Raw genomic sequence first — 23845 nt, 5'->3', positions numbered from 1 at the left:
TGTCTCGGTCGGGGACGGTCGGTTTGCGTTCGCTCCGGCAGAGACCCTGCGCTATGAAGTCCGGTATGGACCGCTGAAGCTCGGGACATTGGAGCTGGTTACTCTATCTCTGGATACGGTGCGGGCGGAGCCTTGTTACCACTTTCGCGGTGTGCTCAAGTCAAACCCGACACTCTCGCTCGTGTTTGAGGCTGAGTATGTTCTCGAGACATGGTGCCGGGTCAGGGACATGGTTACTTTGCGTTCTTACAAGAGAACGAGAGAGCAGCGGTACCGGACTGAATGGGTAGCAGACTTTGACTATGAGCAGCGGGTAGTGCGGTACAACGACAACACAGAGTATCCACTTGGTGGCTTGGCAAGGGACCTCGTGACGTTGTGGTACTTTTTCCGGACTTTGACAGTTGAACCAGGGAGTTCCATGAAAGTGTATGTTCACACGGACCGCCGGGATTATGACACCGAGTTTCGTGCACTTGGGCATACCAGGGTTCGCGTGCCAGCCGGAGAGTTCAGCTGTCTAGAGATGAAGCCGACGACTTCCTGTCCGCTGGGGGCAGCGTTCCTTGCTGACAACCCGGACAAGGTTCCCGTCGTGATAAGGACTCGTCTTGGTAGTGCGGTGGTGAGCGCGTTTCTGAGCGAAGTGGCACGGGGGAGGTAGCATGAAGCTTTACGCAGTTATCCTGTGCGGCGGCAGGGGAGAGCGATTCTGGCCAAAGAGCCGGCAGAGCAGACCTAAGCAGTTTGTGAATCTTGTCGGCCGGATGTCTCTGCTCCAGGCGACTGCCAGTCGGGTGAAGCCGCTGTGTCCGGCTTCGAGGCAGTTGTTTGTGGCCCCACGGGTCTTCGAGAAGCAGGTCCGGGAGCAGGTCAGGCCAACCAAGGGGTGTCTTCTGCTTGAGCCAGAGGGACGAAATACGGCGCCGGCTATTGGACTTGCAGCTGCCTGGCTTTCGGCACGCGCGCCGGAAGCGACAATGGTGATACTACCAGCAGACCACATGGTCGGAAGACAAAGAGAGTTTCTGGCTGCGGTTCGGTTCGCAGCCGAACTAGCACAGGAACACCTGCTTGTCACCTTTGGCATCTCGCCGACCAGACCTGATACCGGGTACGGGTACATCCATGCCGGCCAGCAAATACGGTCCAGAGGAGAGATGGCGGCGTGCAAGGTACTCGGGTTCAGAGAGAAACCGGACGCTGAAACCGCGCGGAGATATGTAGAATCAGGCGACTTCCTGTGGAACAGCGGAATGTTTGTCTGGCGGGTTGACGCAATCATGGATGCTTTCCGGAGGTTCTTGCCTGAGTTCTCATACGAGCTGAGTCGGTTGGCAAAGGTGGTCGGCACCCCGAAAGAACGTACCGCAATTGAACGAGCGTACCGGGTCGCACCGGCTACCTCGATTGACTATGCGGTGATGGAGAAGGCCGACAACATCGCCGTGGTCAGAGCCGGGTTCGAGTGGGACGACCTCGGTTCGTGGCTGGCGCTGGCGCGACTGCTCAAGCCAGACCGAACGGGCAACGTAGTTGATGGTCTGGCATTTCTCCATAATACGCACGATTGCGTTGTCAGCGCAGACTCGGGTCTTGTTGCCGCGCTTGGGGTCAGGGACCTTGTTATTGCGAAGTTCCAGGATGCAATCCTCGTGGCGCACCGCGACGGGCTGGATGGATTGAAAGTCATGCTCAGGGAGATGGCTGGTCAGAAGAATACCCGGCGGTTTCTGTGAAACTTGTATTCGCCAGCCGTAACGAAGGGAAGCTGGCTGAGGTCAGGCAGTGCCTAGTCGGCTCAGGCTGGCAGGTGATAGACCCCGCTTCAATAGGGCTAACGCTCGACGTGCAAGAAGACGGCAAAACCATGGCCGAGAATGCGGCAAGAAAGGCCCGGGCTGCAGTCAGGACTACAGGAGTGCTGGCCCTGGCCGATGACTCTGGCCTAGAGGTTGATGCCCTCGGAGGTGATCCGGGCGTTCATTCGGCCCGGTACTGCGGCCAGGGTGCGACCGATATTGATCGGTACCGTGCGATTCTTCATCGTATGGTCGAGGTGCCGGAGGAGAAGCGGACGGCCCGTTTCCGCTGCGTCATGTGTCTGGCTGAGCCAGATGGGGGAGAGCATTTCTTTGAGGGTGTGTGTGAAGGCAGGATTGCCCATCATGCGCGCGGCAGTTCTGGTTTCGGGTATGATCCGATATTCGTACCAGAAGGGTTCTCCATGACGTTTGCCGAGCTCGGACTGGACACGAAAAATCGCATTAGTCATCGGGCCCGCGCTCTGCACCAGGTGATCGAGTTTCTACGGACATATGCCCAGCCGCACGGGCGTTGACTTTTCTTCACTCCGGCCTATATTCCTAGCGAAAGAGTTCCAAGGTCTGATGGTTCCAATGCTTGGATAGGTCTTGAACATCAGTTGTTTTCTTGGGACTCTGTTTGGCCGGGGAGTAGCGCAGTCTGGTTAGCGCACCACGCTTGGGACGTGGGGGCCGCTGGTTCAAATCCAGTCTCCCCGACTCTGGCTGACGGTCCGGAACGCGGAACACAACGGTCAGCAGGACATAGGCAATAGGCTTGTGACGTGACAGGACGCGCCTGTAGCTCAGCTGGATAGAGCATCGGATTTCTAATCCGACGGCCGCAGGTTCGAATCCTGCCAGGCGCGTTTCTGGCTGATGTCTAGGCCGGGCCTGGGTTCAATTTCTGACTGAGCCGGGAGTCATTTCTTTCCTGGGAGAGAAGTTCGGTGGCGCGAATACGCCCACTCTTGTGTGGGCGATGCTCCCCGTGCCTGACCGGAATAAGTCCCATTGTGCAGGGGTAGATAATTGTGTGAAAACATGGCCAAAACCCCGGGTAGCAGGAAACTGTGAACGAGGCAGGAATGCAATGCCATTAGAACTAAGAAGCTACTCGGCCTTACGGTCGTACCCGATGCTTGCTTGCCTGATGCGGCTGGCGCGCGGTTTCTGTGCTTCTCGTCGTGAGTTCAGGGCCAGCCATTGAGCGTTTTTCAGACCGACACGAAATACTTGACAGGCAAATACTTGTTCCTAGAATGGACGCGGGTGGGCAGGGTACGGGGGCGGAATTGGGTGCGAAGCAGCAAGTGTATAACAAAATGCCGGGCCAGGAGCCCGGAAAGGAGGATATAGTGAGAAGAGTACTGGCTGCGTTTGCAGTGATTGCCCTGCTGTTCGTGGTTGCGGGCTGCCCTGGTGCGCAGAAGATAAAGGACCTTGAGTCGCAGGTCGCAACACAGCAGCAGAAAATCACTGAGCTCGAAGGACAGGTAGCGAAGTTGACTGCGGAGCGTGACTCGCTCCAGAAAGTCGTGACCGAGCTTGAGGCTAAGGCAACCGGCGGTAAGACCCCGGGTAAGACTCCGGGTACCACCCCGGGTGGCACGAAACCCGGCGGGCTGAAGCCGCCAACTCAGAAGTGAGCTGGTAAAAGGTAAACAACAAGAGGTGAAACAATGAAAAGAGCACGATGGATTGTGGGTGTCGCGGCCCTGGTCTTGATACTCGGCGCGGGCTGCGAGCAAATCTCTGAAATCGGCAAGCCGGTTGTTGTTGTGACCGTGACCAACTCTGGTGCCACTCTTCACCTGACGTGGACGGCGGTGACCGATGCCGAGGGGTACAGGATAAAGGCGGGCGATTCCACCTGGACAACTACCAGTACGAGCTTCGATGTGTCGGTGCCGGCCAAGAAGGTGGAGGTGACAGCCTACAGCGGTACGCTTGAGAGCGACCCCTGGACTCTCGACTGCGCGGTCGAAGAGACAAGCACACTCGTACTGTACGGTATCAGTGACCCGGACCCGAATCATCCGTCCGGGCTTGCGTTCACGACCAGCGGCACCGCGACCGCACTTTCGCTGTCCACTGCCAACAAGCCGTCAATAGACTTCGTCTGTGACGACCAGAACATAACCCCGGTCGGGCTGGTCAATGCCGGGGACTACACCTGGCCTGAGAACTCGAAGGGGAATGCGCTTAAGAATTCCGGCTCAGCAAACTATGACGATGTCAAGATTGCTGATGCACCGGGTGCTTACACGACCCAACTGACGATTTCGGCCGGTGCAGTTTACTACCTCTGGCTTGACCATCAGAACAATAACTGGGATGTTACCGACCACTTCGCAAAGGCTAAGGTCGTCTCGATCGAGGACGTCGGCGGCTCCAAGAAGGTCACGCTGAAACTCGGGTATCAGAAGGTCGGCGGCCTGCGCTGGCTCGTCAACTAGTCTCCTTGTCTTGCGCCTCCGGGGAGTGCAGCACTCCCCGGACCTTTTTTTCGTAAGCTGACGCAGCTTTCATTATGCAGCGGGCCCATAAGGGCGGCAGGTTGTGATTGCAGTCGGGTCGCAGTCAAAGCAGCACGTCAGCGGGCCGGCCGCACCTGGTGCACTTACCGGCGCTGATGCCGGCCACGCGGCCGGCGTAGGACGAACGTTCAATAAGCAGGTTATGGCACTTCGGGCAGAACGTATCACGGTACTCAGCTGGTGCGGTGACGTTGCCGACGTACACGTAGTCGAGCTCCTGTCTTGCCAGTTTCGCCGCGGCCAGGATGAGTTCCAGCGGTGTCGCTGGCTCCTTTGCCCGGTGCCGTGGAAAGTAACGCGAAAAGTGCAGCGGTACGGTCCGACCCAGGCTTGCGACAAAACTGGTTAGCTCCTCGATTTCCGGCTCAGAGTCATTGCGACCAGGAATTAGTAGGGTGGTGATTTCCACGTGGCAGCGGCCGACCGCGGCCCGAAGTGTATTCTGGACCGTACTTAGGCATCCTTTGACATACTTGGAGTAGAACTCAGGTCTGATTGATTTCAGGTCCACGTTCATTGCGTCAATAAACGGCAGAAGCTCGGCAAGCGGCTTTGGGTTTATCATTCCGTTCGTGACGAGCACATTACGGATTCCCGCAGCGTGGAGTCTTGGGCACGCATCCATCAAATACTCGAACCAAATGAGTGGCTCGGTATAGGTGAAGGCAACTGCCGGCGACCCTTGCTCGTGGGCTAGCTGTACCAGCCCGTCCGGGGCGATGAACCTTGTCGGCGCAATCTCCTGAGAAATTTCCCAGTTCTGGCAGAAAGGGCAGAGCAGGTTGCACCCGTACGTCGCAACCGAAAGTATGTCTGAACCAGGCAGGAAATGATACAGCGGCTTCTTTTCAATCGGGTCCATATTGACGGAAACAACCTCACCGTAGTTTGTGGCCCAGAGCTTGCCGCCAATATTCTCCCTTCCCAGACACCGACCCCGTTTACCCGGTGCTACAAGACAGCGATTCGGGCACAGCTCGCATCTGACCTTGCCGTCCTCAGACTCCCAGTACCGTGCCGGATAGTTCATCTCCAGCACCGATTCCCGATGCAGACTGGAAGGACCGGTTTGCGTATGACCGACATCGCGGCGGCAAGCCGCATCCTTCTGAATGACTTGCCGGAATTGGTCATTCGGTAATTGGCGAGTAACCTGTCACTGGTCATCACGGCTCTGTTCAGTTCACCTTCCAGTCTCGTAGGTTTCAAGCGAATCTCTACTGTCCACTAATACGACGGCAGCCATACCCTCCTGCTCGCGTACCTTCTCGAGACCTTTGTCTGGTCCGAGCACAAACACAGCGGTGGCGTAAGCATCGGCCGCAAACGCTGTCGGCGCAAGGATGGTGACACTGGCGCACTTGTCCGCTGGGTAACCGGTGCACGGGTCTATGATATGGTGATACCGGTGGCCGTCTGCCTCAAAAAACTTTTCGTAGTCGCCCGAAGTCGAAACCGCCCGATTTCTGACTCGGAATACCCTGATTACTCCTTCTCCTCTTGGATTCTTCAGCCCGATTTTCCAGTCCCGGTCGCCAAACACTCTTATGTCTCCGCCAGCGTCAATCAGACCCTGGTTCACGCCTGCTGCCTGGAGCATCTCAACTGCCCGGTCAACCGCGAAACCGACCGCGACCGCGCCTAGGTCAATCTGTGCGTCCTCTAGAAGCAGCACTGAATCGCCCCGCACCAGTACCTGCCGAAAGTCAACAAGACTTCTGGCCCGGGCCAGCTCGACGCTGTCCGGAACTCGCCACTGGTCGCGGGTTACATCTTGCTCGTTGCCACCCGGTGCTGCACTGGTGAATCCCCATGCGTTAAGAACCGGTTTGACCGTAATGTCGAGCGCGCCGTCGGTGGCCGCGCACACCCGGAGTGCTTCGTTTATCAACTCCCGTGTGTCAGATGAAACTGCGGCTCTGCCGGTCCGGTTCAGGGTCGCAACCTCACTACCAGGCAGGAATGACGACCACAGTGTATCCAGTCTGAACATCTCAGCAAATGCCTTTTCAACCGTACGATTGAGCAGAGCTTTGTTCGGCGCCAAGGCCTTGATGCGGATGTAGCTACCGAAACCGAACTCGGTTCGGTCAACTTCGACAAGCCGCGGACCACAACACATTGTCGCAAGCGCGAACAGCCAGACCTTTCCGTTCATCACTCCAAATCTAGTCCGGCACACTTTCCGGTCAAGTCTAGCTAGGTCAGGGTCTGAAAAACATTAGGGTAGGTATGTCAGAGCGGACAGTCTGCTGGCCGCTTCCAACTTTTCATGGTCGCCAGACGACACCCGAATGGCAGATTTGGATTCGGTAAGTACTCATATGAAGTTTACCTGTAGGTAAACCGCGGTTGAGCGGCATGCCGAACCGACGCACGCTGGCGTCAAATGGCACAACTAATTCAATATTAGTCTGTTAGTTACTCGCGGCGTGTGAAAGCAGTGATACATGGGGGTCATGGGGCAGGTGGTCTTACTCATGGTCTGGTCTGTAGTCCGGCTGGCTGTCTGGCTTGTGGTCTCCAGTGCGGTTTCCCTCGTTGCCGGCCACACTGTTCGGGTCACTGTTTACCAGGTCGTCTTACCGGCAGTCTCCCTAATTGTCGCCGAGGCTGCCACCTTTGTGGCCTGCCCGGTTGTGTACCAAGAAGTTTGCTCTGCTGTCTATCTGGATGCGGCTCAAGTCGCCTGCTCTGCTGCTGTCCTCATCATCATTGAGGTCGCCTGGTCCATTGCCATCCAGGCCGCGGTCCAAGTCACAGGACAAGCCTTCTGTCCTGCAATCAACCACACTTCTGATTCCGACAAGCCAACCCCATGTCCCTGGGTGTCGGTACGAGCTCATCACGTCAGTGACTTGCGGTGCAAACAAACAAGCGCGTAGGATGGCAGATAGCCGGTCAAGCAACTTGCCAGTTAGCCTGCCAGCCGGCCGGTCTAGCTAATGCCTGGATGAGAAAGCTTCACTTGCACGCGCGGTCTTGCGAATTTGTGCACTGTCTGGTATATCATGCGACTTGGAAGTAGGGATATGCCCCGAAATACCCCGGGCAGAAACACGAAGCAAGCAGTTGCACAGTCCAAGGTTATCCGTATCATTTGCATCGTATGTCGGACCAGCCAGGTGCCAATAGCTCCGGTCAAGGTCCATTGCCACCGTTTCATGGTTGGCAGCCAGGTCGGCCTGGACATCGCGGCTCGTCGCTCCGGGTCTGGTTCTACATCGGTCTGGGACTATTTGTTGCTGCGGCGGCAGTGGCCGCGGTTGTTTTACTCGTGCTGCCCAAGCCGGCGACACGACCAGCACCGGTTCCAGCTGTCGCCGAAACGCCGGCAACCAGTCAGAGTTTTGTTGTTGTTTCGGGCGAGTTCATGCCGACGGTGTTGCGACGAGCAGGAGTGCCGGATTCGACCAGTGACGCTGTTATCAAAGCGCTGCAGGTCGCTGGGTTCAATTTCCGAAGGATGCGGCCGGGTGATTCCCTCAGGGTTTTTTATCGCGGCGACACTCTGTTTCGGCTGGAGTATCAGCAGAGCTACGAGCGGGTGTATCGGCTTGACCTTGATCCGACCGGCATAAGGACTTCTATGCTCTTGCGCTACGTGCGTTCGGTCCGGGATACGGTGCGGGGCGTAATCAAGTCGAGCCTATATGAGTCGTTGGTCGAGCTGGGGGAGAAGCCGGCCCTGATTGCCAACTATACCGATATCTTTGGCTGGGAGATTGATTTCTTTTCCGAGGTGCAGGAGGGAGATTCTTTCACGATTTTTGTTGAACGCCGGATGGCCGACTCGACGTTTGTGGGATACGGCCCGATCGTGGCCGCACGGTATAAGGGACAGGTGGGCGATTTCCGGGGATTCAGGTTCACCGATCCGGATGGCCGCACTGACTACTATAACCCGGAAGGGTTGTGCCTGCGCAAGACATTTCTGAAGTCACCACTTCAGTTTTCGCGCATCAGTTCGTTCTTTGGCAATCGTTACCATCCGATTCGCCACATCCGGTGTCCGCATAACGGCGTGGACTATGCCGCTCCGACCGGCACGCCGGTGTCGTGTGTTGCCGACGGCCGGGTAAGTTCGGCCGGCTGGAGCGGAGGGTATGGCAGATTGGTTGTAGTGTCTCACCCGAACGGCTTTGAGACGCGTTACGGTCATTTGTCCGGGTTTGGTAGGGGCGTCAAGGCTGGCGAGCGGGTTGTTCAGGGACAGGTTATCGGGTACGTGGGCTCGACCGGTCTTTCAACCGGGCCGCACCTGCACTATGAGGTCAGAAAGTTTGGTGCGCCAACGAACCCACTCAAACTGAACCCGCCCCGGCACGAACCGGTGAAGCATGTCTATCTCGCCGCATTTCGCGGCCTGGCCGATTCCCTGCAGCAGGCTCTGGCCTGGCCCATGCCGCCGCCACAACAAGGCCCATGACCTCGTAAGCTCCGGCCGCGAGCAGTTGGGTCGCGGCCGCGTGAAGGGTCGCACCGGTCGTCATCACGTCGTCCACGATGATTATTCTTTTTGCCTCAAGTCCTGTTGCTGGTCTGACCGCGAATGCACCGGTTACGTTCTCAAGCCTCGCTTTGTCGTCTACAAGTTTAGTCTGGCTCTTGGTGTTGCGAACGCGTCGTAGTGGTTCAATCACAGGCAGGCCGGTGTCAGCAGCTACTTCCCGCGCCAGCAGTAAAGACTGGTTGTATCCGCGCTCTCTAAGTCTCGCCGGGTGCAGCGGAATCGGGCAGATGGCGTCGGCACTCGCCAGTTCAGTGTCCTGATGCGCCAAAGCGGCCAGCGCCTGGCCGAGCGGCCGTGCCAGTATCGTCTTTTCAGAATACTTGAGTGCGTGAATCAGACCGCGGAACGGCGCCATGCCGTAGAGGCCAAGTGCCCGTACCCGACTTAGGGAGAAGGGAAGCCGGCACCGGCCGCACCGGTTGACCGCATCCGCACAGGGCCGGCCGCAGTCCGGGCAGACGTCCAGTTCGCTGGTCAGGAGAAGAAGCCGGCAAGGTTCGCACAGAAGTCCGTGTTCAATTTCCTCGTTGCACCCGAAACACACTCGGGGAAACAGGAAATCCCCAAGTGCGCGAACCAGGAAGCGGCCAGCTCTCCACAGATTGAGTAGGTTCACGTCAGCGACCGGAAGGCGCAAGGATGAGGGACAGGGCAAGTGCGAAGTGATAAGGGGAAAGCCCGGATGAGATACCATCCGATTTCGAATCTGGGGTATTCATCTGCCCTGTCATTGCCACTTCCCGATTTCAGGGCACAGCGGGTTCGACCGCGGGACGCTACGATTTCCTGGCCGGTTGTTTTCTGCGGATGAGGACAAGTAGAAGCACTAGTCCGACTGCGGTCAGGCCCAGGGCTACAACCTGGTTGCCCCAGAAGTTGGACGCGTTCTCGTAGTACCGGACAAAGTCAATCCCGAACCGGAACAGCGAGTAGAGGATGAGCATGACCGCGAACAGTACGCCGTCTTTGAGCTTGCGACGTTCGAGCCAGAGCGCGAGCGCAAACAGTACGAACCCGGCCGCAGACGAGTAGAGCTGGGTTGGATGGATGTGTTGGTTCTGGAAGGTATAGCCGGCCGGTGAATCAGTCGGGAATACAATGCCGAGCGGACACGATGTTGGCTTGCCGAAGCAGCAGCCGTTCAAGAAGCAGCCGATTCTGGTAAACCCTTCACCGAGCATAATTGCCGGTGCAATCGCATCCATCAGCTTGAGAAGCGGCAGTTTCTTGACCCGGACGAATACCAGGCCGGCGATAATCGCGCCAAGGAATCCGCCGTAGAACATCAGGCCGGCCAGCCCGCCCCGCCAGAATGCGATGATGCCGATAAGGTCGTGTCTAAACTCCTCCCAGTGAAATGCGACGTAGAACAGACGCGAGCCCAAGACAACGGCCAGGAGGATCCAGAGTGCCAGGTCGGTAATGGTCTGAGCGTCGACCCCGAATTTCCTGGCCCGGCGCTCGACCAGCCAGATGCCGAGAAGAAACGACAGGAACAGCATCAGGCCGTATGAGTAGATGTGGATGCCGCCGACCTTCAGAATTGTCGGAAACATCAGGTCTTCCTTGAGCCGGGCCTTGACCTTGAAGTGGGCCCGGCCCTGGTTAGAACCCTTACCTTTACGTCAGCCTGGGCCTGAATCCTACGACCCAATTCGTCCGGATAGCTCTTTTCGACCACAAACTCTCTGATACCGGCATTGACCAGCATTTTGGTGCAGGTCACGCATGGTTCGTGGGTGCAATAGAGCGTGGCACCGGAGACATTCATGCCGAACGAAGCCGCCTGGACAAGTGCGTTCTGCTCGGCATGAATGCCTCGGCAGATTTCGATTCGCTCGCCGGCCGGGATTCCTAGCTTCTTCCGCAGACATCCGGCTTCGGTGCAGTGCTCAAGTCCGTGGGGTACGCCGTTGTAGCCGGTGCAGAGAATCCGTTTGTCGCGGACCAGAATCGCACCTACCTGCCGACGCACACAGGTCGAGCGTTCGCTGACCAGTCGGCAGATGTCCATGAAGTAGCGGTCCCAGGACTTGCGTTGCTTCGCCATCCGACTTCCGAGTCAGCGGAGTTTCACTGCCTTTACAGTTGTACCGTCGCCGCCGGCAATAAGTCTCAGCCAGTAGATGCCGGCCGCAAGCCGCTGTCCGGAATCATCGCAGCCGTCCCAAGTCGCCCGGTACCGGCCAGGGTTCTGTTCTCCCGACACAAGAGTTCTCACCTTGCGTCCGGTACCATCATACACTGCGAGTTCGACCTGGGCCATTCCTGGCAGGCTGTAGAGTACGGCCATGCCGGAAACAAACGGATTGGAAACAAGCCTGACCGCGAGCTGTTCCGGACTAGGCCCGGCCGCAGGTTCGGCCACTCCGGTTGGCGGGTCGGTCGAGTAAAGTATTGCCCGCCGGGGTGCGAGCTGCCAGCAGCCCCGGTGATAGTTGCCGTCGTAGAGGCACTGGATGCCGATTGTCTGGCTCTGGTCCTGGATACCGACTGTGTTCGAGGTGTAGCGGTTCGCGGTCATGTACTGCATCAAGAACTGGCTGTTGCCTGTAGGCGATGCCAGCGTTGTATCGTAGAATATGAACTCGAATTTGTCTCGCACCGATGTCTGGTCGTAATAGGCGGCTGAGTCGAACTCTACGATGAAGCGGTGATTGGCTGCATCGTGATAGTAGTAGGCGTAGCCCATGCTGCCATAGCCTGGATAGAGGTCATCCCAGTTCGCGCAGATTGCGCCGGGTGGTGCCGCAGTGCCGGGCAGGCCGGAGTTTGTGTAATTCGTGGTCGTGTAGCTGCCCGGGACAATCCAGCCGTCGGCTGAGACTGAGAGCTGAGTATAGCGCTGGCCGTAGTACTTGAACGGGCCGAACGCAGGCGGCAGGTCAACGACGATGACCGCATCGTTGTGCGAGAAGTTGAGCCGCGTGCCCTGAGTGCGGATTTCAACCCAGGCGTACTCGGGACGCTGGTCATAGAGTGTGTCCTGGTCGTCGTAAGCCCAGTACAAGACCGGTTGTCGCGGGCCGTCCGGTATCGGGTCGCAGTTCCGGACTGCGCCGACCGGTACGTAGAATGGCACGACTGTGGCATACCCGCCCTGGGCGCGGACTAGAAGCGTGCACGGAATCTGGATTTCGGGCGGCATCGAGAATGTCTGTACGCGGAACCAGTCCTGGGTGTTAGTGCGTGTGCTTTCGGCCATTATCTGACCGTAAGTGCCAAGCGAGTCCAGTACAATAAGACGCGCATCGCCTGATCGCAGGATTGCGGTCACATTGTTCGCGTGGCCGAATCCGGTGTTGCGCAGGCTGACCGCAAGCTCGGCAGTTTCGTTTGGGTCAAGCCGGCCATTGCGGTTGCCACCGACAATAGTGTCGTTGACTTGCTGGCCAGCGTAGCCGAGATACGGTGCACCGACACGAAGGTAGATGTGCGAGTTCCAGACCGAGTCCACGACATCGCGGCACTGGAGCGTGAAGTGGATGTAGTGGCCGTTGGTGCAGGCCGATGCAACCGTGAACCCGTACCCGGCAGGCCCAGTGTAGGCTGAGTCGTGCGCAGGCACATTCCCGAAGTTCTTGACCGAGTCGGTCAGGGTTACATATCCGTCGCTTATCCTCAGTTTACCGATGACCGAACGGCCGATCGAGTCACCGTGATTCTTGACCCATACCGGTAGGATAATCTGTTCGCCCGGGTTGATACAGCCGTCGCCGTTGCCACGCGGTGGCGAGTCGTTCACGACTGACCGCAGATAGGTCACGTACGGTGAACCAGCGGTCCGGGCCAGAATTGTGCCGAGATGGGGCCGAATGGTGTGACCGGTGATGGTCAGCGCGATGTCGCCCGGGCTTGTGGCGTTGATTGCGAGTGTGACCGTTCCGGCCGAGTTTGTGTAGCCGTAGGCGTAAACCTCACTCGACTTCCAGGCACAGACAAGCGCATTCGGTACCGGCGTGCCCTGCCGGGTGACCGTGACCACAAGGTCGTAGTTACCCAGCGGCACGGTCGGCGGATAGACCGCGTCCGCAGTCAGTGGCTCGCCAGTCCATACACCGAGTGCCGGGTCGCCAAGCCACAGATACATCCGGGCGTTGTCGGTCCCACCTGAGCCTGAGTAGTATTTCTGGATATAGGCGTTCGCATTGTTCAGCATCCAGCCCAGGTCCCAGATCGGACAGGTATAGTTGCGTACCCCGGGGATCGAGATTGTGAACGTGTCGCCCAGAGACCGGAACAGAGTTGAGTCCCAGGCGTGATTCGGGATGGTGTAGGATGCCTCGGTTGCGCCCAGAGACGCTACAGCGCCACCCGGGAACTTGCGCATCCACGCTTCGCCGAGGCAGGTTGCAGTTGAAAGTACATGGTTCAGGCAGCAGCAGTTGAAGACCACTGGCGTCATGTCTGCATTGGTAAGGGCGTTGATGTTGTTCGCGGTCCAGCTTCCGGACGGGCACCAGCTCGACCAGTCGGTCTCAGACCCGTGGCCCCGGTAGTTCACCACGACCCGGCCTTCGTTGATGTCAGCCGATACCATCGCATTCGTGCCGCCCGCGCCGCCCATAATTGTGTCGAACGTGTAGCGGTAGTACGCGTACGGGAAATGATAGATCCCTCGGGTGCAGGCTGAGTACTTCTGCGGGTACTGTTCAGAATGTGCGGCTAGTGTCACCTTGGAGAACCAGTTGCCAGGCGGCGGGTTACGCTGGAAAAGGAGCGTCTTTTGTATCTGATTGCCAAGGTCGGTTGTACTTGAGGGGCTGAACCGGCCGATGCCAAGGTCGAAGTAGTCGTCGCCCCCGGTCGGCTCAAGGTCAGTGTACCACACGTCTGAATATCCTACTCCCGGATACGCATGGCCGGGAACTTCGTTGTACTCACCGACAAGCAGGACCCAGCGCAGGGTCTTGGGGTTGTTGCGTTCATACTCGGCGCGGACCGAGTCCTTGACCTCGGTATCAGTCCAGGATGACTTGGCAATCACCCTGGTTTCTACGCCCCGGCGATGGTGCCAGTTCACCAGGCTATCCAACCAGCCGCCCACGTAGTTCGAGTGAGCGATGACAAGATACCGCACACCCGGACTGTCGAACCAGTGCACGTCCAGGTTCAGCCGTTCAGGATTATCAATGAACCCTGCCGCCTGCCTGACCTCCCATGGTTCGACCTCGTGCCGGACAAACACGCCCTGGTGATTCAGGCGCACCCGCAGGTGGGAGCAGACGGTAAGTTCGCGCCGCGCCGGGTTGTATCTGACCGGGTTCAACTCAACTGTTGCAAATGGCAGCCCCCGCCAGGTTGACTGTAGCTCGATGCTTGCTTGAACGTCCGGGTAGGTCAAGTCTTTCGCGTAGAAGTTGCGGTCAATGGTGAACTGAAATTCATCCATGTCGGTCAAAGGCTTCTGTACCGGATACACGAGGATTCCGGTAATGGTTCGGCACTCAGCTTCGAGCACCTCGACCTGCAATTGTGCGTTGTCCGGAATTGCAAGATTCCGGATGATGCGCGGCAGTTGTGGCTGGCCGATATCTGCGGTCAGTGCTGGTTCGCCTGGAAGCCGAAGTATGGTGAACTCTTCATTCCCAACAGTTTCAGTTTCGGTTTCCAAGCCCGGTACAGTGATGTCAATCACTGTGGCGCTGCTACCCTGGGTGATGATACGAACTGTTGGTTGAGCCGGACGCTGGCTTGTCACTGGCAACCAGCCGGCAATTCCCAGGCTTGCAAGCACAACCACGGCAACCGTTAGTTTCTTCAACATCGCTCCTCCTTTGCTCTTTTCTCCGCTAACTCCACTTCATGTCGTTCGTGCCAGCTACCGGGTAGCAATCGCTTTGCTGACTAGATGACCCTGCGCGGTTTCAATCCGGCAGAAGTAAACGCCGGCACCTAGTTTGCGGCCATCGTCGTCGGTCCAGTTCCACATTGTCTCGTGGGTTCCTGGTTCGCACTGGCCCGAAACAAGGGATCTGACCCTGCGGCCAGTACGGTCGTACACCGCCAGTTCGATCCTGGTTCTGCTAGTAAGGGTATAGCGAAGGTGTAGCGTCCTGGCTGACAGGCTCGGGTAAACCTCGAAATCTGCGAAGTGCGTGGACGGCCGGGTTTCGGTGATTCCGGTCGGCGGGTCGGTTGTGTACTTTATCGCGCGCTGCGGCCCGAGTGGCCAACAGCCGTTGTTATAGCTGCTGTTGAACAGACACTGTATCCCGATGGTTCGACCCGGGTCCTGAATGCCGACTGTGCTCGACGTATAGCCGTTTGCGGTCATATACTGCATCACGAACTCGCTGTTGCCCGAAGGCGAAGCCAGCGTTGTGTCGTAGAAGATGATTTCGAACTTGTCCCGCAGCGAGGTTTGGTCGTAGTATGCCGCGGAATCGAACTCCACGATGAAGCGGTGATTCGCCGCATCGTGATAGTAGTAGGCGTAACCGGTGCTGCCGTAGCCCGGGTAGAGGTCGTCCCAGTTGGTGCAGATTGCTCCGGGCGGCGCGGACGTGCTCGGCAGCTCGGTGTTCGAGAAGTTTGTCGTCGTGTAGTTGCCCGGCGCAATCCAGCCGTCCGCGGAAATTGACAGTTGAGTATAACGCTGACCATAGTACTTGAACGGTCCGAATCCAGAGGGCAGAGTTACTACGATAACTGCGTCGTTGTTTGAGAAGTTCAGTCTGGTTCCAACTGACTTCACCTCGACCCATGAATACTGCGGATGCTCGTCGTAGAGCGTGTCCTTGTCATCGTAGGCCCAGTAAAGGGCCGGCTGCCGTGGGCCGTCTGGGATCGGATCAACGTTGCGCAGGGCACCGACCGTTATCGTGAACTTCACACTGTCGGCATAGTCTGTACCAGAAAGGTACACGGTAAAATCCACGATGTGTTCCCGTGGCGTGCTGGACGAGGCGTTGACCCGGAATCGGTCCGCGTTGTTTGACCGCACCGACTCTGGTGCAAGCGTACCGAATGTCCCGGTCGAATCAATTACCGTGATGTACGCGTCTTGCGTGCGCAGTTTGCCGGAAAGATTGCTCACCCCGACCCGACCTGCGTTCTTGAGGCTGACGATCATGTCCGCCTGTTCGCCCGGGTCAAGTTTGCCGTCAGCGTTTCCACCTGGTGGTGAATCAATCACGGTATTGCCCTGGTAGACGACCATCGGCGCATTGACAACAATCGCCTCGATTGCATCAATGTCGAACCCGCCGGTACCGATGTTGTCGTCCACAATTCGCACAAACCGGGCCGACTGCATTCCCGCGTTTGAGAGGTCGTAGCCCTGGGTGCCGGTGCCGAAACCGACTCTGGTCCACGGCCCGTTCCAACTGTTCGAAACGTAAACCGTACACGCCTCAGGGTCGGCATCATCTTCGACCACGGTGAAGTCGTTGCCCGGCCCATTCATAATCGGGGTCTTGCGTCCCATGTCAAAGCTTGCCCATGCGCCCTTGTCGAGCGAGAACCGGCGTCCGTCCCGTCGGCGCAATGCCCACCATGCGTTCGTGGCGTTGGAATTACCCAGTTTGTTTGTTATCGGCTGGAACGCGGTGTTGGGGGTGGCGGAATCCGGCCGCAAGGCGACGTTCAGGAATACGAAAGTATCAGGCGGTACAGTCACACCAGTGAATGTCTTGGTAACGTAGCCGTTGGCTGATACCGTTACGCTGTAGGTTCCGGCGTGCAGGTTCTTGTGGAAGTAACCGATCGAATCGGTGTAGGTGAACCAGTCCGGCGGGTTGACCGAGACGAGGGCATCAACCGGTTGTCCGGTCAGGCTATCAGTCACCCTGCCGCTGATGCCCCACATCACGCGCTGGATCATCTCCTTCATCGCCGACCAGTTTGCACGGTTTATTGTATCAATTTCACTCGGCTGACTGGGTTGTCCGTTACATACCTCGATACCGTACCCCTGGGCGCCGGTTGCACCGTAGTACCAGTCGGTCGAACCGCCGTTCACCGGGTACAGCCCACGCGATATCTGGCAGTAGGGATAGCCAGTGATTTGGCTGTAGCGGACCATTTCGTACTGGTGAACCACAGAATCCATCGTCGCAAGCTGAGTATAACCCCAGGGCCACATCGCCATCTTGGTCCCGGAGTGGTACTGGCTCCACATTGCCATCGGATTGTCGCGGCCCAGAAAGTACAAAGACTGGATTTCCGGTTCAGAGAATACGCTTGGGCCGCCGCCGTTCCAAGAATAGCCGTAGTTGCGATTCAAGTCCACGCCGTGACTGTTGGTCCGACTCCGCGATATGAGTCCGTCCGGGTTGACAATCGGCAGAAGCCAAATCTCGCGGTTGTTGACCCAGCGTGTGATGTCCGGGTCTGATCCGTACCCGTTGACGAGTTGGAGCAGCACCCAGTGTGCGATTTCGGTGCCGTTGTTCTCGTTACCGTGGATCGTAAAGTCAAAGCAGATGCGCGGCTCCATCTCCATCACGCCTGGATTGTCCGAAACCTTCATTGCTAGCATCAATTTGCCGCCTGCAGAAGTGCCGATAGTATCAAGCAGGCAGATGTTAGGATGAGCTTGAGCGATTATTGCCCAGGTGTCCCGAATCTGTTCGTAGGTGTGAAAGAAAGCGTCGAGTTCCTTTGCCCTTGCCCGGACGTCAGGAACCAGCACTTCAATCCGGTATCCCTGTCTTACCAGTTCTTGGTACGAAGATTCAAGAACTCCGCCGGTAAAGAACTCCGGTGTTACGTCGTAGAACTCCAGCACCTTGTCGGCAATCGGAGCGATCTGCTCCGGCGCGACGAATACCTTAACCGTCATCTCCTTCTCTTCCGGCACTCCGGCCGCGAAAGTCGCGGTTACGAGTACCGTCAAACCAACTATGATTGCACGACCCATATTGCCTCCATTGCTCATCTTCTGTCGTTCATTTTCCAGTCGCCGCCGGCAGTGCGGTAGGACCGAAGGAGTCAACGACCAGTACCGTTTCCGGCTTTGACCAATCAGTGATGTGCTCCAGGCTGTCCCGGGCCCTTGCCCGTACTGCAAAGACACCGCCCTGCCAGTACACATGAGACATCTTCACCCAGGTTCTCGGCGCTTCAAGGCCGCTCCATTCACCAAGGGTGTCACCCCAGTCGAACTGCAGTGCGATGCGCTCGCCGAGTGGATGGTCGCCGCAACCGAGAAACAGGACCGTGTCTCCAACTAAGACCGTATCCGGTCCTGAAGGACGGTGAGGCACGAAGGGTGCGTAGTCATACACTCTGACCGTGAGGGAGTCGGTCCAACCAGTTTCGTGCTTTTCGTCCCGGGCTCGACAGGTCACGTTGAATATCCCGGTGTCGGTATAAGAATGCGTCTCTGAGTACTCAAGCCCGGGGGGGGTCCACTCACTCCATTCTCCGCACGTTCCGTCGCCCCAACTGAACTGGTAACTTACATCGTCGTCTTCTGCGTCAACCGAGACGCAGGAAAACCAGGCTTCCGTATTCGGCCGCAGCATTGTCGGGCCGTAGACAATCGGGGCTGAGGGTGGCCGGTTCGAGCAGCCGACCGTGGCCAGAACCATGGCCGTGGCGGCCAAGACATTTTTCACTGACTGACAGATTACGCCCGACATGCAGTGTGTCAACAGCTTGTCTGAACAGGTAATAGTCGCTTTTTTCGTACCCTGCCTCCAGAGGTGGGGGCAAGCTGGAGTCGCGCGGCTAGTGGACTGTTCCGGGTTCGGGTGGCTTGACCCCGAGCGCGAGCATGCTCCGCGCCAGCGGTGCGTACGGCGAACCGGGAAATGAAACCACGAGCTCTTCCAGCGCCTGCCGGTAACGGTTCTCATCGCCGAGTGCCTGAAACATGTTTGCCTGCTCGAACAACTGTCTGGGCCGGCGTTGGCTCTGCGGAAATGCGAGCGCGAAACTGTCGAGTATGGCGAGCGCCCGCTTGGGCCCGGCCGTATCATGCAGGAGCCGGGCACGCAGGAACCAGGCCTGCTCGGCGACGTCATCGGTGCCCTTGCCCAGTGTTTCGCATCGCTCGAGTGCCTTCTGGGTGTCACCGGTCCGAGACTCGTACATCGCCCGTGCAAGTTCCGTCGCCCGTTCGCCAGCGCTTGACAGGAGCGCAAGCTCAAGGCCGTCGTTGACGAGCGGGCTTTCTGGAAACCGGCGCAACAACTCCTGACAAAAGTATCGAACCGAGTCGAATTGAAGTCGGTACAGCAGTACCTCAGCCAGTAGCATTAGAATCCGGTCGGTTTGTCGGCTTGCCTGTCCCAGGGTTCTGCGTGCCGCCTCAAGTTGGCCGAGCCCGAGCTGCGAGCTCGCCAGCCCGAACACGGCTGGTTCGTGTCCGGGTCTGGCGGCAAGAACCCGTTCGTAGCTGCTGGCTGCAGCTTTCAGGTCTTTGGTCTCAATCCGGTTGATCTCAGCCAGCTCGAACATGGCTTCCGGGTTGCGGTCCTGGCCAAGTAGGGCGAGCGCCTCACGGTTCCGGCCCAGCTTGCGCAGTACTCTAGCCTGGTCTGCTTTCAGGTTCTGTTCCTGATACACTGCAAGTGCGGCGTTCAGCGCCCCGGCCTCCTCGCACTCGTGAGCAAATCCGTACAGTCCGTCCTGGTCCATTACTTGGCGCGCGGTTCTGAGTGCCTCGGGCTCGCGGCCAAGAGCAAGGTACACTTCAGCCTGAGCTCGTGCCCTTGCCCACGAGTCCCTGAGTCGGCCAAGCTCGGCGAGGAGAGCCGAGGAACCGGTCTTGCGGCTGTACTCACGTATCCTTGGAAGGTAGGTCTGCAGCAGGTCGGTTTCTGAGTCCACAAGCGACACGATTTCCCTTGTCGCATCCGTGTAACGGTTCTGCAGTTCGTAGAGGGCAATTAGCCGCTCTGTATAGGTTCTTGTGTGGGTCTGGCTCTTACGGGCGGCAAGTAGATAGTTCGTTGCCTCGGCCAGTTCCTGCCAGCGTTCGAGCACGTCTGCTGCTGCGGTTGCCTGTTGCGGCCACCTGGCGACCAGGGCGCGTCCAAGTTCCAGGGCCTCTTTTCTTCGTTTCAGGCCTAGGAGTCCGTCAATCCGGCCGAGTACATACTGCGGTTCCTCAGGCGCAGTCAGGCTCAGACGACTGCTTACTGCCTCAAGCGAATCGTATCGTGCAAGCTGCCGGCACGTCCTGACAAAACCTTGATACGCTGCCAGGTCCCGGGGTGTCCGGTTGAGCACAAGCCGGTACTCGCTCAGCGCACGCTCGGTCTGACCGGCTTGCTCAAGGATTCTTGCCGTGCCGATGCTCTGTGCGGACGCAAGCGTCATCAGTCCAGCAAGTCCCATCAGCCTGATGAGGCCCGCGAGTCCAATCCGTCCCGCCAATCGCATGCTGCTCATGGCTGGTTCAGCAGTTCCTCGAAGTATGCTCTTATCATCCGTTCGTACTCGGCGAACCGTGCTTCTTTGAGCGAGCGCATCAGCTCCTCGCGCAGCAGCCGATTTCGCTCGCCTGAGTCCTCGGGCAACGTCGGGCTCGGTCCGGTCTGAAAAGGCTTTGCCGTCTCGCTCTCCCGTTCTTCCTTGAAGCCGCGCTGGCGCACGCTACGCTGGGCATCAAGGAGATGCGACAGAATACTCTCCTGCCGCTCCAGGAGCTCGCGGGTGATGTTCAGTTCAGCCAGGTCACGCTCGACTTGCTTCATTTCATCAAGTACTCCCTCAAGACTTGAGGTCAGACCAGGCTGCTGTCCGCCCATCTGCTGAAGCATCTGCTCCAGTCGTTCGCGCAGGCCGCGTTGCATTGCCATTATCCTTTCGAGTGCTGCCAGTTGTGCTGGAGTCAACCCACCCGGCACTGGAATCGGGATTCCACCCATCCCGGCGTTTATCTGCATCTGGTCAGCAGTCATCTGAGAAAGCTGGGACAACAGTCCCTCCATGCCGCCGGACATGCCGCTACCCTGCTGTGCCTTTTCCAGCGCCTGTAGAATCCAGCTCACGGTGTTGTCCAGCCCGGTCCTGGCCGAAAGCATTTGCTGTCGCGCCTGGCCAGCCCGATTCTCAACCAGTGACTGTGCTGCGTCCTGCATGTTCTTCATTGAGCGACCGAGTTCTTCGACCAGCTTGCTCGATACCGCCATGGTCCGGGACCCGAGCGCGGCCAGACTTTCAGCGACTACTCTGGTGCCGTCGGAAAGTCCCATCTGCATACCGGCCATTGTGCTGACTTCATCCAGCCGGTTCATGTCATTTGCAAGCTCTTCCTGCCGCTGGGAAATGGCAAGGAGTTCTTCAGCCGCAAGCAGCAATTGTCGCGCCACCTCATTGGAGCGTTTCTTTTTCATCCCCTGGCTGAGCGAATTCAGGGACTGGCTGAGCGATTTCAGTTTCTGCCCCAGCTTTTGACCGCTCGTTCTTGCCTGTTGGTTCTTTCCCTGCTTCATCGCTTGGGCGGTTGAGTTTGCCATCTCACCGAGGCTGTCCTGCTCCATGCCTTCGGCCAGGTCTGCGAGCGAATCTCCGACCGCCGAGTCGGACATTGTCTCAGCCAGTTCTTTCATCTCTTTCTGCAGGCTGTCAATTGCCCGACCCAGCGCCTGTTGGAACCGGGACATCAGTTCCGGGTTCTCGGTCCCGACCTTGCCGACAAGTTCTTCCTGGGTCTTTGCCAGCTCCTCAGCTTTGCGTGCCAGTGCCTCCAGCCGCTGCTCTTCAAGTACCCGGGCAAGAAAATCAAGCGCCTGGTCAATGCTCTGCCTCAACTGGTCCTGGTTCAGTTTGAACTCAGACAGTGCTTTGCGTAGGTCCGGTGACTTCCGGTCGAGTTCCTCGGCAAGCCTGGCGAGCGACTGTTGAAGCTCCTGCGGCAATAGCCGCGAAAGCAACTCCTGGAGCTGGCCCAGCCGCTCCATCGTCTCCTGGTCAAGCTGGATTCCTGTTGACAGTTCGTCAAGCAGTCCTTCCACTTCCTTTTGCAAATCCTGAATCTGCTGCGCAAGGTGCCCCTGATCCGCAAGAACCTGCCTCAGGGCCTGACGTTCGTCCCACGAGAGGTTGCCTTCCTGCATCAGTTGCTGGCTGATTCTTTCGAGTTGTTCGCCGAGCTTCTCCTGGGTCTGCTGCATTGGGCCGAGTTCTTCAGTCGTCCGCTCGGTCTGTTTTACCGATGCATTGTATATCTCGGTCATTGTTGGGAACCTTACCCGGAACAGTTCGGTACGCGACGACTTCGGTCCGCTCACCGCATCGTTGTCGCTGACCGAAACGTAGTAGCTCATCTCATCACCCGGTAGGAGTCCGAGGTCCGAAAGGTCCCAGGTGTAGAAGGTTGTATCTTCGCGCTTGCCGGCCAGCAACTTAAGTCGCTTCCGCTCAAAACCCACCACCTCCTTTTCACTTCCTTCACCTTCAATGGGAACGGAAGGGCGAGGGTGAATGTCCATTCCCGATTCGACGTCCTTCGAGTAATGCAGGTAAAGTCCACCAAGACCAAAATCGTCCAGACTGTTAATGCCCAGAACGAGTTGCATGCTCATCGGTAAGTCCACATTCCGACCTGGTAGGAAGACCTTCACCAGCGGCGCTTCGTCCGGCATCGGGCGCAGTCTGAGCTGTTCGACTGGCTGGTATCCGGTCCCGCGTTCGTCGGCAAGCTCAATTCTACCTTCCCGGTCCTCAAGCAGCGTGAACTCTCCGCGAAACTCCGTCCCATTCCCGCCGACCACCAGTCTTACGGTGTCGTCACCGAACACGATTCTGCCGGCTGCGAGTGACCGGCTGGCCTCGCCCACAAGCTCGACCCTTGTTCCCTTCAGGGCTGCGATTTCGGTGCTGCTCGATTGGTAATCCGGCAGCCCTGAGTATTGCGGATACCGGTAACGGAACAGCATCCGGGTTATGCTCACTGGTTCGATGACCAGGACTTTGTACTCGTCCGATGTCCGAGAAAGGACCCTGAACCGATATCGAAAATCGTGCTTCGGCATGAGGGAAACCTGTCCGTTACCTTTGACCAGCGCCACCCGCCGCCGCTCGGCGCGCTGGCCGAACCGCTCAAGGACGACCTGCCTGAACACGCCTGCTGGCTCGACCCGGCACCTAAGCACCGCCTCGCCACCGGGCAGTAGCGATGTATCGCCCGGCTCTACTACAAACTCGACCGGCAACCTGTCGGGTGCGAAAGCGTTGACTACTCCTATTCTGCTTCTGGTCGGAAACAGCCCCTGGTAGCTCAGCAACAGAGCCAGCCCTGCGCCAAGGATAAGTCCACCCCAGAGGACCCTGCGCCGCTTGACAACCCGGCTGAGCGGCAAACCCTTGATTCTGGCCTCGGTGTCCGCAATCGCAGCATCTATGAGTTCCTGTGAATATCCTTCCTTGCTTGCAGCCTGGTACTCGGCCAGCTCGATTGCCGGTACCAGCTTGCCTCTCACTTCAGAAAAGCAGGTCTCGATTTGGGCTGCAAGTCGTCGGGTCGAAAGTCCGGAAAGCCATCGTCTTGCCAGATATGCGAAAGGCAAAAGGAGCGCTAGCAGCAGCCAGCCGCTCCAGAACAAGGCCGCCACTACAAAGACGCCGAATCCGGCTAGACCGACTAGGAGGAGGACCAGCGCCGCGATGTCGTTCGCAAGCCGGAGCCGGCGCACCCGCGCAATGCTCCGAAAGCATACTTCACCGCGTCTCATCTCAGACAGAGAGGGGTTCAAGGGGTTGAGGGTTCAAGGGGTCGAGGTTCAGGAATCCGAATGCCGCCACCTGGACCCTGCAACTCCGGAACGTCTCTTCGCTCACCTGGGTATTCAACATTTGGTTACTGATGTTCGACTGATTATACCCGCAAACCGTTCGCTCTGCCAGCTGCCCAGCTTTTCGCCGTTCGTCCATGCTGACACGCCGAGCAACACCACGACCCAGTTCCCTAACCAGAGATTGAGCTCTAGCCCAGGTACATGGTGACCCCCTGAGGGCGGCCGCAAAGTCGGCTGGCATTCCGCCAAGAGACTGGCTTGCGTTGCGAGGAAGCGTGAAAACGTTGCTGCACG

16 protein-coding genes, 2 tRNA genes and 1 pseudogene are annotated in these 23845 nt (G+C 58.0%); 9 read left to right on the top strand and 10 right to left on the bottom strand.

The features are described from left to right. The 7 genes from ABIL25_05585 to ABIL25_05555 all read left to right on the top strand — a co-directional run. A partial coding sequence (locus tag ABIL25_05585) for a DUF3108 domain-containing protein (protein MEO0081750.1) occupies window positions 1–664 on the top strand: 664 nt, incomplete at its 5' end. Window position 665: 1 nt separating this feature from the next. Beyond that, the gene (locus tag ABIL25_05580) at window positions 666–1739 is read left to right on the top strand and encodes a mannose-1-phosphate guanylyltransferase (GenBank protein ID MEO0081749.1); all 1074 of its coding nucleotides are present in this window, start codon (window positions 666–668) and stop codon (window positions 1737–1739) included. Then, window positions 1736–2341, top strand: coding sequence for an RdgB/HAM1 family non-canonical purine NTP pyrophosphatase (rdgB, locus tag ABIL25_05575; GenBank protein MEO0081748.1), 606 nt, complete (start codon window positions 1736–1738; stop codon window positions 2339–2341). The genes ABIL25_05580 and rdgB overlap by 4 nt, the downstream gene beginning before the upstream one ends. Window positions 2342–2450: 109 nt before the next feature. Beyond that, window positions 2451–2525: transfer RNA gene (locus tag ABIL25_05570), tRNA-Pro, on the top strand. A 75-nt stretch (window positions 2526–2600) separates the two neighbouring features. Beyond that, a tRNA-Arg gene (locus ABIL25_05565) sits at window positions 2601–2674 on the top strand. Window positions 2675–3163: 489 nt separating this feature from the next. Beyond that, a complete protein-coding gene (locus ABIL25_05560; GenBank protein ID MEO0081747.1) occupies window positions 3164–3454 on the top strand; it encodes a hypothetical protein in 291 nt (96 codons plus the stop codon). A gap of 33 nt (window positions 3455–3487) precedes the next feature. Beyond that, complete coding sequence (locus ABIL25_05555) at window positions 3488–4264, top strand: hypothetical protein (GenBank protein MEO0081746.1); 777 nt, start codon at window positions 3488–3490, stop codon at window positions 4262–4264. 124 nt (window positions 4265–4388) lie between these two features. Here the strand turns inward: ABIL25_05555 and amrS are convergent, their stop codons facing one another. Then, entirely contained in the window at window positions 4389–5375 is a 987-nt protein-coding gene (gene amrS, locus ABIL25_05550; GenBank protein MEO0081745.1) for an AmmeMemoRadiSam system radical SAM enzyme, read from the bottom strand. 153 nt (window positions 5376–5528) lie between these two features. Then, the gene (locus ABIL25_05545) at window positions 5529–6503 is read right to left on the bottom strand and encodes an FAD:protein FMN transferase (GenBank protein MEO0081744.1); all 975 of its coding nucleotides are present in this window, start codon (window positions 6501–6503) and stop codon (window positions 5529–5531) included. Window positions 6504–6825: 322 nt separating this feature from the next. Between ABIL25_05545 and ABIL25_05540 the strand changes: the two genes are divergently transcribed. Together ABIL25_05540 and ABIL25_05535 are read left to right on the top strand one after the other, a co-directional pair. Next, on the top strand, window positions 6826–7230 hold the full coding sequence (locus tag ABIL25_05540) for a hypothetical protein (GenBank protein MEO0081743.1): 405 nt from the start codon (window positions 6826–6828) through the stop codon (window positions 7228–7230). 224 nt (window positions 7231–7454) lie between these two features. Continuing rightward, entirely contained in the window at window positions 7455–8774 is a 1320-nt protein-coding gene (locus ABIL25_05535; GenBank protein ID MEO0081742.1) for a peptidoglycan DD-metalloendopeptidase family protein, read from the top strand. Between the two features lie 37 nt (window positions 8775–8811). On the opposite strand, the pseudogene ABIL25_05530 reads toward ABIL25_05535, so the two are convergent. From ABIL25_05530 to ABIL25_05495, 8 genes and pseudogenes are all read right to left on the bottom strand, one after another. Further along, window positions 8812–9552, bottom strand: a pseudogene (locus tag ABIL25_05530) (ComF family protein). 82 nt (window positions 9553–9634) lie between these two features. Then, window positions 9635–10414 (bottom strand): prolipoprotein diacylglyceryl transferase, encoded by a 780-nt coding sequence (gene lgt / locus ABIL25_05525; protein ID MEO0081741.1) that lies wholly within the window; start codon window positions 10412–10414, stop codon window positions 9635–9637. Further along, on the bottom strand, window positions 10414–10908 hold the full coding sequence (locus ABIL25_05520) for a cytidine/deoxycytidylate deaminase family protein (GenBank protein ID MEO0081740.1): 495 nt from the start codon (window positions 10906–10908) through the stop codon (window positions 10414–10416). The genes lgt and ABIL25_05520 overlap by 1 nt, the downstream gene beginning before the upstream one ends. 12 nt (window positions 10909–10920) lie before the next feature. Then, a complete protein-coding gene (locus ABIL25_05515; protein MEO0081739.1) occupies window positions 10921–14625 on the bottom strand; it encodes a C25 family cysteine peptidase in 3705 nt (1234 codons plus the stop codon). Between the two features lie 54 nt (window positions 14626–14679). Beyond that, on the bottom strand, window positions 14680–17721 hold the full coding sequence (locus tag ABIL25_05510; GenBank protein ID MEO0081738.1) for a M14 family zinc carboxypeptidase: 3042 nt from the start codon (window positions 17719–17721) through the stop codon (window positions 14680–14682). A gap of 28 nt (window positions 17722–17749) precedes the next feature. Further along, window positions 17750–18421, bottom strand: coding sequence for a PKD domain-containing protein (locus ABIL25_05505; protein MEO0081737.1), 672 nt, complete (start codon window positions 18419–18421; stop codon window positions 17750–17752). Between the two features lie 112 nt (window positions 18422–18533). Further along, window positions 18534–20201, bottom strand: a complete 1668-nt coding sequence (locus ABIL25_05500) for a tetratricopeptide repeat protein (GenBank protein ID MEO0081736.1) — start codon at window positions 20199–20201, stop codon at window positions 18534–18536. Beyond that, window positions 20198–23488 (bottom strand): hypothetical protein, encoded by a 3291-nt coding sequence (locus ABIL25_05495; protein ID MEO0081735.1) that lies wholly within the window; start codon window positions 23486–23488, stop codon window positions 20198–20200. Before ABIL25_05495 ends, ABIL25_05500 begins: the two co-directional genes overlap by 4 nt. Window positions 23489–23845 lie beyond the last annotated feature (357 nt).

The organism is candidate division WOR-3 bacterium, assembly GCA_039801365.1.
Lineage (GTDB): Bacteria > Hydrothermota > Tepidihabitantia > Tepidihabitantales > Tepidihabitantaceae > JBDRUN01.
Note: the sequence above shows the minus strand (reverse complement) of the source record. Positions and strands in the feature narration are given on the sequence as shown.

Coding starts and splice junctions, on each gene's coding strand:
- ABIL25_05540 (MEO0081743.1), top strand. CDS start 6,826: ATGGTCTGGTCTGTAGTCCGGCTGGCTGTCTGGCTTGTGGTCTCCAGT.
- ABIL25_05555 (MEO0081746.1), top strand. CDS start 3,488: ATGAAAAGAGCACGATGGATTGTGGGTGTCGCGGCCCTGGTCTTGATA.
- lgt (MEO0081741.1), bottom strand. CDS start 10,414: ATGTTTCCGACAATTCTGAAGGTCGGCGGCATCCACATCTACTCATAC.
- ABIL25_05580 (MEO0081749.1), top strand. CDS start 666: ATGAAGCTTTACGCAGTTATCCTGTGCGGCGGCAGGGGAGAGCGATTC.
- ABIL25_05500 (MEO0081736.1), bottom strand. CDS start 20,201: ATGAGCAGCATGCGATTGGCGGGACGGATTGGACTCGCGGGCCTCATC.
- ABIL25_05535 (MEO0081742.1), top strand. CDS start 7,455: ATGTCGGACCAGCCAGGTGCCAATAGCTCCGGTCAAGGTCCATTGCCA.
- ABIL25_05510 (MEO0081738.1), bottom strand. CDS start 17,721: ATGGGTCGTGCAATCATAGTTGGTTTGACGGTACTCGTAACCGCGACT.
- ABIL25_05520 (MEO0081740.1), bottom strand. CDS start 10,908: ATGGCGAAGCAACGCAAGTCCTGGGACCGCTACTTCATGGACATCTGC.
- amrS (MEO0081745.1), bottom strand. CDS start 5,375: ATGAACTATCCGGCACGGTACTGGGAGTCTGAGGACGGCAAGGTCAGA.
- ABIL25_05495 (MEO0081735.1), bottom strand. CDS start 23,488: ATGAGACGCGGTGAAGTATGCTTTCGGAGCATTGCGCGGGTGCGCCGG.
- ABIL25_05515 (MEO0081739.1), bottom strand. CDS start 14,625: ATGTTGAAGAAACTAACGGTTGCCGTGGTTGTGCTTGCAAGCCTGGGA.
- ABIL25_05545 (MEO0081744.1), bottom strand. CDS start 6,503: ATGAACGGAAAGGTCTGGCTGTTCGCGCTTGCGACAATGTGTTGTGGT.